At 66.0% G+C, this 12,555-nt stretch carries 11 protein-coding genes; 6 read left to right on the forward strand and 5 right to left on the reverse strand.

Annotation, left to right across the window (positions count from 1 at the left end):
• Nucleotides 1-76 precede the first annotated feature (76 nt).
• The 3 genes from KBY96_RS15430 to KBY96_RS15440 are packed head-to-tail and all read left to right on the forward strand — an operon-like array spanning nt 77 to nt 4,999.
• Nucleotides 77-667 (forward strand): hypothetical protein, encoded by a 591-nt coding sequence (locus KBY96_RS15430; RefSeq protein WP_254980431.1) that lies wholly within the window; start codon nt 77-79, stop codon nt 665-667.
• Nucleotides 660-3,791 (forward strand): efflux RND transporter permease subunit, encoded by a 3,132-nt coding sequence (locus KBY96_RS15435; protein WP_254980432.1) that lies wholly within the window; start codon nt 660-662, stop codon nt 3,789-3,791. The genes KBY96_RS15430 and KBY96_RS15435 overlap by 8 nt, the downstream gene beginning before the upstream one ends.
• Nucleotides 3,788-4,999 (forward strand): efflux RND transporter periplasmic adaptor subunit, encoded by a 1,212-nt coding sequence (locus KBY96_RS15440; RefSeq protein WP_254980433.1) that lies wholly within the window; start codon nt 3,788-3,790, stop codon nt 4,997-4,999. The genes KBY96_RS15435 and KBY96_RS15440 overlap by 4 nt, the downstream gene beginning before the upstream one ends.
• Nucleotides 5,000-5,090: 91 nt before the next feature.
• On the opposite strand, the gene KBY96_RS15445 is transcribed toward KBY96_RS15440, so the two are convergent.
• Nucleotides 5,091-6,344, reverse strand: a complete 1,254-nt coding sequence (locus KBY96_RS15445; protein ID WP_254980434.1) for a fatty acid desaturase — start codon at nt 6,342-6,344, stop codon at nt 5,091-5,093.
• A 201-nt stretch (nt 6,345-6,545) separates the two neighbouring features.
• Between KBY96_RS15445 and KBY96_RS15450 the strand changes: the two genes are divergently transcribed.
• A complete protein-coding gene (locus KBY96_RS15450; RefSeq protein ID WP_254980435.1) occupies nt 6,546-6,758 on the forward strand; it encodes a hypothetical protein in 213 nt (70 codons plus the stop codon).
• Nucleotides 6,759-6,874: 116 nt separating this feature from the next.
• Here KBY96_RS15450 and KBY96_RS15455 read toward each other — a convergent pair whose 3' ends face one another.
• A complete protein-coding gene (locus tag KBY96_RS15455; protein WP_254980436.1) occupies nt 6,875-7,948 on the reverse strand; it encodes an alanine/ornithine racemase family PLP-dependent enzyme in 1,074 nt (357 codons plus the stop codon).
• Nucleotides 7,945-9,030, reverse strand: a complete 1,086-nt coding sequence (locus tag KBY96_RS15460) for a DUF1611 domain-containing protein (protein ID WP_254980437.1) — start codon at nt 9,028-9,030, stop codon at nt 7,945-7,947. The genes KBY96_RS15455 and KBY96_RS15460 overlap by 4 nt, the downstream gene beginning before the upstream one ends.
• A 1,080-nt stretch (nt 9,031-10,110) precedes the next feature.
• Between KBY96_RS15460 and KBY96_RS15465 the strand changes: the two genes are divergently transcribed.
• Nucleotides 10,111-10,290, forward strand: coding sequence for a hypothetical protein (locus KBY96_RS15465; protein WP_254980438.1), 180 nt, complete (start codon nt 10,111-10,113; stop codon nt 10,288-10,290).
• A gap of 283 nt (nt 10,291-10,573) precedes the next feature.
• A complete protein-coding gene (locus tag KBY96_RS15470; protein WP_254980439.1) occupies nt 10,574-10,864 on the forward strand; it encodes a hypothetical protein in 291 nt (96 codons plus the stop codon).
• A 215-nt stretch (nt 10,865-11,079) separates the two neighbouring features.
• On the opposite strand, the gene KBY96_RS15475 is transcribed toward KBY96_RS15470, so the two are convergent.
• Nucleotides 11,080-11,925 (reverse strand): M20/M25/M40 family metallo-hydrolase, encoded by an 846-nt coding sequence (locus KBY96_RS15475; protein ID WP_254980440.1) that lies wholly within the window; start codon nt 11,923-11,925, stop codon nt 11,080-11,082.
• Nucleotide 11,926: 1 nt separating this feature from the next.
• Nucleotides 11,927-12,199 (reverse strand): hypothetical protein, encoded by a 273-nt coding sequence (locus KBY96_RS15480; RefSeq protein WP_254980441.1) that lies wholly within the window; start codon nt 12,197-12,199, stop codon nt 11,927-11,929.
• Nucleotides 12,200-12,555 lie beyond the last annotated feature (356 nt).

Here is a 12,555-nt window from a genome sequence, read left to right on the forward strand (position 1 = left end):
GTAGGCAGCGCAGGCACTTTCACCTGGTTTTCACCCTGGTTGCGCCATTCTTCGCCCGTCGTTCGCCCCCCTGGCCGTGATCCACCGGTTCGTCCAGCTCGCCGCCAGCGCCAGCCTCACGGCCGCCGCCCTGGCGGCCGCCCTCCTCGCCATCCCAGCCGCTGCTCCGGCGGCCATGGCCCACGTGGGCCATGGCGATGAGTTTCAGCAGCAGGGCGAGGCTCGCCAGGTGCGGCGCAACGCCGACAGCGATGCCCTGATGGGCGTGGCCACGGCCAGGCCGGAGGCCGGCCCGGATGGCCTCACGGTGCCCGGCACGGCCCTGGTGGATGCCGATGGCCAACCGCTGCTGTTCGTGCAGACCGAAACGACCTACGACCCGGTGTACGTGGAGACCGGTGCCAGCCAGGGAGACCGGGTTGTGGTGACCACAGGCATCGATCCCACCGACGACGTGGTGATCTCAGGTGCGCTCTCGCTCTACGCCGAATCGCTGAAAACGCAGCAGGCCGAGCCCGCGGCAAAGGCAAGCGAAACAGCCGGCAACAGCGAAGCCCAGGCAGCCGCAGACCGGGGCCTGCCAGTGCCGGCCCTGATCGCCGGCGCCGTTGTGGTGCTTGCAGCGGGAGGGATCGCCATCAGCCGCAGCAGCAGGAAGGATGCTTGAGCGCCTGCTCAACGCAACGCTGCGGTTCTCGATCGCCCGCCGCTGGCTGATCGTGGCTGCGGCCATCGCTGTGAGCTTCTGGGGGTTGCTGGTGGTGCGCCAGATGCCGCTGGATGTGTTCCCGCCCTTTGCACCGCCACAGGTGGATGTGCAGATCACTGCCGATGGGCTCTCACCGGAGGAGGTGGAATCGCGCATCACGCTGCCGATTGAATCCGCCGTGAACGGCATTGCCGGTGTGCAAACCGTGCGCTCGTCATCCAAGGCGGGGCTCTCGATGGTTCAGGTGGTGTTCAACCAGGAGGCCGACATCTACCGCGCGCGCCAGTCGGTTGCCGAACGGCTGCAGCAGGTGACAGCCCAGCTGCCTGCCAACGCCAGCGCCCCGGAACTCTCGCCGCTCGTCTCGCCCCTGGGGACGATCCTGCAGGTCGCCTTCACGGTGAGCGGTGATGGCGGCACCTCCCTGATGGACCTGCACCAACTGGTGTTGCAGTCCTATCGCCAGGCGATCCTGGCGGTGCCCGGCGTCGCCCAGGTCACGATCTACGGCGGCGATGAACAGCAATTCCAGGTGCTGCTCGACCCGCACGAGCTGCAGGTTCAAAGCGTCTCCCTCAAGGCGGTGATGGAGGGCGTGTCCATGGCGATGGCCACCACACCGGGAGGCTTCCTGGTGGGCGGCGGCCAGGAGCGCCTGATTCGCCCGATGGGGCAGATCACCCAGGTGAGCGATCTGGCCGCTGCCGCCGTGCACAACGAGCAGGGCCAACCGGTGCTGCTCTCCACCCTGGCGGACGTGAAACGCGGCACAGCGCTCAAGCGTGGCGATGCCAGCTTCAACGGCCGCCAGGCTGTGGTGCTGATGGTGATCAAGCAGCCTGATGTCGACACCCCCACGGTGACGCGGGCCGCGGAGCGGCGCATGGCCGAGCTCAACCGAACCCTGCCAGCGGATGTGCAGATCCAGCGCACCTTCCGCCAGAGCAGCTTCATCGACAGTGCCATCAGCAACGTCAGTTCCTCCCTGCTCCAGGGAGTGGTGATCGTGTCGTTGGTGATCGTGCTGTTCCTGATGAACTGGCGCGCTGCCGTGATCAGCCTGAGTGCCATCCCGCTGGCCTTGCTGATCGGACTGATGCTGATGAACGCCCTCGGCCTGGGCCTCAACACGATGACCCTGGGTGGGCTGGTGGTGGCGATCGGCTCCGTGGTGGACGACTCGATCGTGGATATGGAGAACTGCTACCGAGGCCTGCGCCGCAACCAGGCGAGCAGCACTCCCCAATCCCCCCTGCAGGTGGTGTTCGACACCTCGGTGCAGGTGCGCCAACCCGTGCTCTTCTCCACCGTGATCATCGCCGTGGTGTTTGCGCCGATCTTCTCGCTCAGCGGTGTGGAGGGGCGCATCTTTGCGCCGATGGGCCTGGCCTATCTGTTCTCGATCGGCGCCTCCACCCTGGTGGCGGTAACCCTCTCGCCCGCTCTCTGCGCCATCCTGCTGGCACCGGTGCGGCTGCCGGAGGAGAACACCTGGATCGCCAGGCAGGCCCACAGGATGTATGGCCCGATCCTCGATCTGGCGCTGGCCTCACCCCGGCGGGTGCTGGTCAGCGCCCTGGCGTTGGTGGTGGCCACCACCTTGATCCTGCCCGTGCTGGGGAGGGTGTTCCTGCCGGAATTCCGCGAAAAATCCCTCGTGAATTCCATGGTGCTCTATCCGGGGGTCTCGCTGGAGATGACCAACCGCGCCGGTCTGGCCCTCACCCGCTCACTGCAGAACAACCCGCTGTTCGACTGGGTGCAGGTGCGCAGCGGTCGCGCCCCGGGGGACGCCGATGGTGCAGGTGTGAACCTGGCCCACGTGGATGTGGAGTTGAGCGATCTGGCCATGGGCGATCGCCCTGCCGCCATCGCCGAACTGCGCGAGGCGTTTCTGCGCCTGCCGGGTGTGGCCCCGAACGTGGGCGGATTCATCTCCCACCGCATGGATGAGGTGCTCTCCGGCGTGCGCAGTGCCATCGCCATCAAGATCCATGGCGGCGATCTCGGCGAGTTGCGCCGACTCGGGGAAAGCGTTGTGGCAGCCATTGAGCCGATCGAAGGGGTGGTGGATCTGCAGCTGGAGCCGCAGCTGCCCATCCCCCAGGTGCAGATCCACTACGACAGACCCCTGGCTGCCGCCCTGGGGCTCAGCGTCGACGAACTCTCCCAAGCCGTCGAAATCGCCCTCAACGGCAAGGTCGTGGGTCACGTCGTGGACGGTGCCGTGCGCAGCGATGTGCTGGTGCAGCTCAACGCCGATGCGCGCCAGAACCTCGACGCGATCCGCTCGCTGCCGGTGGCATTCATCAATGGCATGACGGTGCCCCTCGGCAGCGTCGCCTGGGTGGAGGAGGGTTGGGGGTCCAACGTCGTCAACCGAGAGGATGTCTCGCGGCTGATTGTGGTGTCGGCCAACGTCAGCGGCCGGGCCCTCGGCAACGTGGTGAAGGAGATCCAGCGCACGGTGGCCCGTGAGGTGCGCCTGCCCCAGGGCTACACGATTCGCTACGGCGGTCAGTTTGAGTCGGAGCAGCGGGCCACCGCCAGCTTGTTGTTCTACAGCGTGGTGGCCGCCGTGGTGATCAGCGTGCTGATGGTGGCGGCGGTGAAGTCGCTGCCGGCCACTGCCGCGATCATGCTCAACCTGCCGCTGGCCCTGATCGGCGGGGTGGTGGCGGTGCTGCTCAGCGGCGGTGTGTTGTCGGTGGCCTCCCTGATCGGCTTCATCACCCTGTTCGGCATCGCCGTGCGCAACGGCCTGCTGCTGGTGGACAACTACAACCGCCGCCATGCCGGCGGTCAGCCCTTGCGGGAGGTGATCCGTGAAGGAAGCCTGGAGCGGCTCAATGCCATCTTGATGACCGCGCTGTCCTCCGCCCTTGGAGCCCTGCCCCTGGCCCTGGCGTTTGGAGCCGGGAACGAAATCCTGCAGCCGCTGGCGGTGGTGGTGCTGGGGGGACTGATCACCTCCACCGCCCTCACGCTGCTGGTCCTACCAGCGCTCTATGCCCGCTTCGGCAGTTGGTTGCTGCCGCCTCCGGAACGCCCGTCGCCCCTCCTCGCGGTGCCTCAACCTTGAGCTCCAGGATTGCCACCATCACCGCCCGCCTGCGCCACCGGCTCAGCGATTCCCCACTGGCCGCATGGCTCAGGGGCAGGGACGCTGTGCTGATCCCCCTGGCGATCGGCGGATCACTGGTGCTGGGAATCGGCCTGGGGCGCTACAGCGCCACACCTGCTCCATCACCCCCAGAACCCACGGCTGAGAGCGCCCATCGCGACAGTGCCGTCGCGATCAGTGAGGAGCAGTTGAGGCGATCAGGCCTGACTCCGGTTCGCCCGGAGCTGAGCACCGGGACGGAACGCCCGATCTCAGGGGTTGTGGAAGCCGCCGTGGGTGCGCACGCAACTGTTGGGATGCCCGTGGCTGGTCGCATCGTGCGCGTGCTGGTGGCTCCTGGCGTTGAGGTTCGTGCCGGGCAGGCCATTGCCGAAGTGCTGAGCCCGGAGGGCGCCGTGGTGCACGCCGATGCCGAGGCCGCGCAAGCGATCGCCCAATCGCTGGCCTATCAATACCGCCTGGCGATGCCGATGACCCAGCAGGGAGCTCTCTCGGCTCAGGAGCTGGAGAGCCGCCGCATCGCCAGCGTGACGGCTGCCAGTGAAGCCCGGGCGGCCAAAGCCAGGGCGGTGGCGATGGGCTCGCCCGATGCGATGGGGAGCCTGCTGATCACAAGCCCCATCGCCGGACAGATCGCTGCGGTGCAGGCCTCCCCGGGTGCTGTGCTGCAGGCCAGCGACGTGGTGGCGCAGATCAGTGATGCCCGCGGCAGCGAACTGCGCTTCCTGGTGTCGCCGCTGCTGGGCGCCAGCCTGGAAACCGGCCAGCTGCTCAGGGTGAAGGCGGGCCCCCGTGACCTGCGGGCCCGGGTGCTGACAGTGGCGCCCGATGACGCCACGGGCAACCGGGTCACCGTCGTGCGCGCCCAGACGGTGGATAGCCCCATGCCACCCACGGGTACACCGGTGACCGCCTTTGTGCTGGTGCCTGCTTCAGAGCGACGCTTCACCGTGCCGGCGGATGCCCTGCAGATTCTCGATGGGACCCCGGTGGTCTTCCGCTACCAGCGGGGTGTCATCGAATCCGTGCCCGTCGTTGTGGCTCAGCAGTCGGCCGATCGGGTCGTGATCCTGCAGGGGCTGAATGGGGGAGAGCTGCTGCTGGGGGGCAACACGCGGATGATCCGCAACACCCTGGCCAGCCGACGGCGGCCCAGTCAAAGCTGACCGGGAACCCTGGAGTCCAGCAATGGTGTGCAGTCCTCCTGTGGGACTGCCCTGCATCACTGACCCCCACCGTCACCACTGACGCTCAGGCTCAGTAGTAGAACCCAGCGCCTGCTGGATCTCGACGTACCACCCAACAGCGGCTGGCCACCCGCCACAACGCTCCGGGAATGGGAGTGGGGTCGTAGCGCACGAGTTCAGGAAACTGTTGCTTCAGCAAGGCGGCGCCTTGCCAGGCGTTGTAATGCGGAATTCTGGGGTTGATGTGGTGGCAGACATGGGTGGCGCCAATGCCGTGATGAAGCAGATTGAGCAGTGGCCCATAGGGGCGATCGACGGTCTGGAGCGCACCTTTTGCCCAGGTCCATTCCCCGGAGGAGAAGTGAGGGATATCAACATCTGTGTGGTGCAGCCAGGTATAGGCCACAAGCCAGGCATTGATCACCAGATAGGGAAGCCCATACACGCACAAAACTCTGGCCAGCGAAAACTGCAGAGAGGCCAGGGCAAGAGCCAGCAGCATCACCACAAGGCCAAGGTTCGAGAGCCGCATCGAGCCGCGGAAGGAGTCTGGAAAGAGCACCCGCCGTCCCTTGCGAAAGGGCCGCCCTTGCCAGAAATGGGAGGTGGGAGCCCCGTAATCCTCCCCACCCGCTACACCAAAAAGGAGATACAGCGGCCATCCCAGCAGCAAACGGAAAACCAGGGCGAGGATGCCGGACAAACCCCTGCCCAGCCGCCTGTTGCAGGCCTCAACAAGCCGCCCCGAGGGCGAGCTGATGCGCGCCGGCACATGGGTTTCGCCACCTTCGAGATGGTTGGTATTGGCATGGTGCAGCGCATGGCTGCGCTGCCACGTGAAATAGGGCACCAGCAGCAGGCTGTGCAGCACAAATCCCACCCATAGCTCCACGCGACGATTTGGATGGAAGGCGTTGTGGCCACATTCGTGGGCAATCACCCAGCAGCCACCAGCCACGGTTCCTGTGATGAGGGCATACATCAGCCAAACGGGAGCGGCGATGGCCTGAAGGGGGATCTGGGTACCCACTGCATAGGCCAGCAGCGAGAGAACCAGGGACATTGCCAGGCTTCTCCAGGCTTGCGCGGGGTTGATCCTGGTCAAGTCAGAAGGCAGGCAGTTCAGTAGGTCTGCCTTGCTGGGGTAGGTGATGTGCTGAGGGGAATCAATCAGATCCGCCGAACGGGTAAGCCGGGAGGAGGGGCGGATCAAATAAACTGCCGCATAACAGAACGAATAGGGCCGGAAAGCCATGAGGTCTCCAAAATTATATGAAATCCTTGATCCAGACCGCGCAACGGTTTGGCCGCGGTCGGTGATCACGGCTGACCGGTGCGTGCAGTACGAGAGGGGGGGCCTGCGGAACGCCAGAGCTCCGCGCCCAACCCGGATGAAACCGGCGTTGGTGTTGCAGGATGAGCCCCAGGCAGCCGCTGAATCCACCCTGGTGGCCCTGCCGGAGTGCCAAGGGATCCGCTCCACCAGCGACTTTCCCCGCTCCCTCCCCCCCTCGCCCGGATCACGATGATCGATTCCCCCCGGCTGGAGCAGATGGGGAGCTTTCTGCTGCGCGGCCTGCGCATCGGCGCCAGCACGGTGTCGATCGTGGAGCTGCTCCGCCACGACTGGACCGGCGGCATCAGCGCCGCTCTGGCCTGGCTGGTGTTTCTGCAGGTGGAACGGCGGCTGCCTCCGCCAGAGCAGCTGGCTGAGGACGCATCCACCGACAAGCCCTGATTGCCAACGGCATCGCCAAACCCCGTCGAGGGTTGGCCTTCCAGCTGCTCGATCTCCTCCCAGACCCTGATCAGGGCGTTGTTGGGGCTGTCCCCCAGAGGCTTGCGACGCGCCAGTCAGCCTTCAACGAAGCAACGACTCACAAAGGGAGAGGTCATCGCGCGCAACAGGCTGCTGTAGCTGATCGCAAAGCGCTGTTCATCCCCCACCTCCAGGGCGATGGCCGGACCACCCACCACCAGGTGATCGCTGGAGGCCCCTTGAATCGTGATTCCAGCGGCGCTGAGGCCGGCAGGATCCGCATCCTGCTCGCCTAGGGCGAGCAGGGCCCGCATCGCCACGGGCTGATCCGGCTCCGGCAGCGGCGCTGCTGAGCCGGTGCTGAAACTCGTGCGCTGCCGGCTGCCCCAGGGCAGCGTTGGCTTGCGCTTGGCCTCGATCACTTCGGCCACCAGGGTGATGGCATCCGTGTAGAGGCCGGGGATTGCCGTGCGCGTGAGCGGTTCCCGACCCAGAAGCAGGGCCTCCCCCAGGCGCAGATGGTTGATGCGTCCGGGATGTCCGCCGCCGGCCAGCCACGGCAGATTGGCCGAGTTCCCGCCCGAGCACCATTCCAGCCTGATGCCGAACCGGCCCTCCAGCGCTGTGGCCAGGGCGGAGAGCTCGGCCATGTTCGACGCTTCGGGGGCCACCCCGTACTGGCAGCCCAGGTTGGTGCCGATTCCCACCAGCAGCAGGCTCGGCAGGGCCAGGGTGAGCTGCACGATCGCCTCGAGGTCGGCCGCCAGGATTCCTTCGCGCAGATCCCCCAGTTCCACCATCAACAGCACGCCATGTCGCAACCCCTGACGGGCCGCCGCAGCCGCCAGGGCCTTCAGCACCACGGGTTCGCTGTTGCAGCTGATCGCGGCATGGGCCACCACCCGATCCACCTGACTGAGCATCGGCGAGCGAATCAGCAGCATCGGCACCGCAAGGCCGCTGCGGTTCAGGGCTTCGATGGTTTCGATCCGTGATTCACCGATCGACTGAACCCCCGCCGCCACCCAGGTGCGCACGATTTCGGGCAGGCCCAGCGTGGCCTTGCTGACCCCCGTCACAGAGATTCCCTGACGGGCCAGCCGATTCACCAGGGTGCAGGCGTTGTGTCGCAGATGCTCCAGGTGAATCTCGAGCCGCGGTGCCCTCAAGAGGTGCCTTTGTGTTTGGCGCGGAGTTCGGGGAAGGCGCGCAGCACCATGGCCACGAGGGCTGCGGGTGAACGGCTCACCGCATCGGTCACAGGGATGGCGAGTTCGGCTTCGTAGAGCGTGATCGCTGCGCTCAGCTGGGCGTCATCCATGCCCTCATGGTTGAGGGTCATCCCGATCACCCGCGTTGGCGCGAAGGCCTCGATCAGCCGGATTTCACTGGCTGGGGTGGGCATCGGCAGGAAGGGAAAATCACCGAGCGCCCGCCGGGCCGGCGCATGCTGCAGCACCACAGCCTGGGGCTGGCTGCCCCGCAGGATGAAGCAGGAGGAGAGGTACGCGGGATGGCTGAGGGCTCCCTGTCCCTCGATCACGATCACCGCCGGCCGCTCCGTGTTGAAGGCCTCCACCACGGCGGCCTCCACTTCGCCGGAACAGAACTGGGATGGAATCGCATCGAGGGGGATGCCGTAGCGCCCTCCCTGCATCAGGCCGGTCTGTCCCGTGCTCACCAGCACGGCGGCGATGCCGCTGGCATTCAGGGCCTGGACCAGGAGCGTGGCGGTGGTGCGTTTGCCGATGGCGCCGTCGGTGCCGAGCACGGCGATACGGATGCAGCGTGCCGTGGCGATCGAGCCATCGAACAGCCGCAGATCCTGCAGGTCCGCCGGACGGCGGACGTCGCGGATCGACACCTGATGCCGAGCCGCAGCCAGGGCGAATTCGGCCTCGTCACTGAGGAATTCGCGCATGCCGCTCACCAGATTCAGCCCAGCCGCCATCGCCGTGAGCAACGCCCGGCGATCCTCCGGGCTGTAGAGGCCTGTGGCCGGTGCCATCCCGTAGATCAATGTGACAGGGCGGCCCCCTGGCAAGGCCAGCGCCTCATTCAGGTCGGCCACGATCGGGATGCCGTTGCAGATGCCGTCCAGCACCCTGCCGGCATCCATGCCGGCGCAGTGGCTGTCAATCACGGCTTTGATCTCGAAGGCTTCGCTGAAACGCACCAGCCCGTGGGCGGTTTTGCCGTCGAGTCCGGCGAAGTGACCTTCGCAATGGATGAGGGCAGCCGGGCGCTTCACTGGCGACAGCAGCGCAGCCGGAATGGTCAGGTCTTGGACCTGGGTTGAAGATGTCAAATGGAGCCAGGCCTCGTCAGGAACTCAGACCTGTGAAGGTCCGGAGCTGAGGTGTCAGGGCTCAGAGGTGGCCGCTGAGAGGCGTGGATCCGGCCTCCCTAATGGGAGGGTCCAAGTTGTGGCGCATGGCCGGATCGTCGCAGCTCCGCCCCAGGTGCCGCGGGAGAGGCGGGCGAAGGCATGGCAGGGGGATGGAAATCGAGCACGCCACAGCCAACAAGCCCACAGCTGTGTTCACCGCAATCGTGGCGTCGACGCCTCCCGGCAACAATACCCAGGGCGCAACAATGCCCAGGGCGCAACAATGCCTAGGGGATGCTTGTCATCGATGGGCAGGTGATCGACGGGATCAGCGAAAACATCTGCCCCACCTTGATCACGCCTTCATCAGGTGCACCCGGTTGGTGTGGTGGGTTCGCTGCAGTCGATTCACGACATGCAGACCCTCCCACCTGTCAATGCAGCAGGCGAAGGGCCTGTGATCCACGTAGACAACAAGGTGCTGATCGGCGAAACGCTGCACGGGACGCTCCTTAAGAATCTCTTTATATTGTCTGCCCTGCCTGGTGCGGTGGTCAATAGGTAGTCATCACTACCCGCTGAAACCCGGCCGCTCCTGCTGGCCAGAGGAGGTGGTGGAGGTCGTTGCGCAGGCCCTCGTGGCGCAGCCGGCTGGAGATGGCCAGCCCGGGCCAGCAGGCCCTCACATACACGTTCAGGTCGAATCCCTGCGCCCGGACGCCTCCCGAGTGACCCCAGGCCACTGGATCCGGAAACAGCGCTCACAAGCCATCGCTGCCGCCTGGTGATGCTCGTCATACCCGTAAAGATTAATGCTGCAACAGGCGATCTTTGACGTGGAGCAGATTAACATTAAAGCCATAGAGGCAGGGCCCAGCACAGTCGAGCTGAGCAAAAATAACTAGGCCAGGAATAGCTCGGTGAATAGCCAGGTATTGATCGCCATCGTTCTCCCGTCTTTGCCACAGCGCATCCATCCATGTCCTTCCAGAGATGTCTCCCATGACAACCCCGACCCCGACCCGACCACTGCTCGTTCAGGAGCATGTGGTCACCACCTCAGACCAGCGCGAGCATCACTGGGATGCGGTGGATACTTACTTCACCTGTCTCGTGACCTGCGATCTGGAGGATCGTGAGTGCTCCACACACTGCGTGGAGGTGCTGCGCCTGTCCTGTTGAGCACCTGCCCCCGCCGGCGGAAATCGCTGGCCTGGCATGCCTCGGCCGCTACTCCAGCCACTCCGCAGGTCAGCTGCGGATTCGCCAGTGCCCCAGCAATGCCCTCTCGGCTTAACGGCAGGCTGCCTCGGTTGGCCCATCCTGGGGGCCTCGCAGTTGTCAGCGTTCGCAGGGCCTGCTGGGAGAAGGGCGCTGGGTGCAGGTCCTGGCCACACTGATCGTGGCGGGGCTGCTGGCGAGCTGGCTGGATGAGTAGAGCAGAGCAGAGCAGATCGGTGAAGACGTGACGACACCAACCGGCCGGCGCCTCAGACACGGCGACATCGTGGCGGTGATGCGCAGTTCCACCGGTGGAGAGATGGTGGGGCAGATCGACGTGATCCATTGGGACACCGATCCCGTCTGGCTCTCCCTCATTGATGTGGATACGGGCGAGCGTTACTCAGCCCAGCTCCGGCACGTGTTGGGCCGCCTGGAGAACGACGACCCTGCTCCCAGGCCGTCGCCAGAGCCGCCACCGGCGCCACTCAGGCCCGACGACCCACCTGGCATCGGCGTGGTCTATGCAGACTGAGCATCTGGTTCAGATGAACGGGCATTCCGGTGGCAGCGCCAGCACACCGGCGGCCTCCAGCTCCGCCGTGAACCCAAAGTCCGTGCGGTTCTCGATCCGAACCGGGGAGCGGCCAGTCCAGCGCCCCCCGTTCATTCGTGGCGATGGTCTGCACAGCGCAGCGCGGACAGGCATGGGTAGGGGTCCCGGCCTGCCATCCTGTCTGTGTCGCTGCTTCAAAGCCCGCTCAACGCCGCATCCAGCCCCTCAGTCACGGCTGCCAGGAAGGGCAGATCGAGGGTGTCAATGGTGTCGCTCATGCGGTGGTAGTTGGGATTCCGCATGAAGGAGGTGTCGGTGACCATCACCGCGTCGTAGCCCGCATCCCAGAAGGGGCTGTGATCACTGAGCCGCACATCGGGCAGGGCCCGGCCGCCGTTGGGCACCGGCAGAACCTTGGTTGTCACGTGCCTGCCCATGGGCCGCGCCAGCTGGGGCAGGGTGAGGGCGGCCGACGCATTGCCCACCACGGCGATGAAATCGCCCACAGTGCCGTAGATCCGCCGCATCGCCGGCAGCGGGTAGGCCTGGGAGGGGTTGGTGTAGCCGAGCATCTCGAGGCTCACCATCAGCCGCAGCTTCTGGCCCGCCTGCCGGAGCTCTCGGGCCAGGGCCTTGCTGCCCAGCATTCCCCACTCCTCCTGATCAAAGGCCACCAGCCACACCGGCCGCCGGGGCGGGGTGGCGCTCCAGCGCTGGGCGAGCTCCAGCAGGGCGGCGACACCGGTGGCGTTGTCGTCGGCGCCGATGGAGTGCAGGGGCCCGTCGTAGTGGGCGCCCACCAGCAGCGGATCGAGCCTGGGCTGTTGGCCGGGGAGGCGCAGGATCAGGTTGGTGCCGGCCTCACGGCCCTCGTTGAAGTGGTGCTCCTCCACCGGGCCGAGGGCGGCGAGCTGCTCGTGGATGTAGGCGCGCACGCTCATCAGACCCAGCCGGTCCCACTGGGCATGGCGGGGCCTGGCGAGCTCGTGGAGGTGGGCGAGCAGGCGGTGCTGAACAGGCCCTGGGGCAGGACCCTCCAAATCAGCCCTGCTCCTCAACGGCGGCTTCTGCGGCGCGGCTCTCGGCGGCCATCCGGTTCAGCACCTCGCTGTACTTCTCCATGGACAGGTCATCCGGGATGCCATCCGGCAGCGGAGTTGTGGCAGCGATGGCATCAGCGGCGGCACTGTCGGTGCGCTGGCGCATGATCAGGTCTTCATGCGCATCGCCCCACGCCTCCCGCCATTCGGCTGATTGGCGCTCAGCCCAGGCCCGCAGGTAGGGATCCTTGACCCTGGCGAATGGTTTGGGCATTGGCTCCTCCAGTACTCCGGTGATAGCGCCATCACCAGCAGGTGTCCCTGTTCCCGAGCACGCCGCAGGCCCGATCGTGACGGCAGGTTGCGGCAGATCACGAGCTGTCTCAGCTCAGACCTGCCGCCGTGCCGAAGCCCGCTGCCGGTCCGATCGTGATCCCATCGCTCCCGGGAGGCTCCACCGATGGATGACACCCCACCGCAGCAGCTCCCGGGAGTGCGCTGACGATCCGGCCCCTGCTCCAACATCCTCACCCGATCACCGGTTTCCCAGGCGTGTCGCGGCTGCTCTGTTCAGACAGCCCGTGCCGTCCACTGCACCGCCCACGACTCAGCCCCAGGTGCCCCGGACCC

The organism is Cyanobium sp. ATX 6A2 (genome assembly GCF_024346355.1).
GTDB lineage: Bacteria > Cyanobacteriota > Cyanobacteriia > PCC-6307 > Cyanobiaceae > NIES-981.

Bases quoted from the DNA above. Each gene is read 5' to 3' on its own strand.
- KBY96_RS15450 (WP_254980435.1), top strand. From the start codon at position 6,546: ATGATCGATTCCCCCCGGCTGGAGCAGATGGGGAGCTTTCTGCTGCGC.
- KBY96_RS15435 (WP_254980432.1), top strand. From the start codon at position 660: ATGCTTGAGCGCCTGCTCAACGCAACGCTGCGGTTCTCGATCGCCCGC.
- KBY96_RS15480 (WP_254980441.1), bottom strand. From the start codon at position 12,199: ATGCCCAAACCATTCGCCAGGGTCAAGGATCCCTACCTGCGGGCCTGG.
- KBY96_RS15465 (WP_254980438.1), top strand. From the start codon at position 10,111: ATGACAACCCCGACCCCGACCCGACCACTGCTCGTTCAGGAGCATGTG.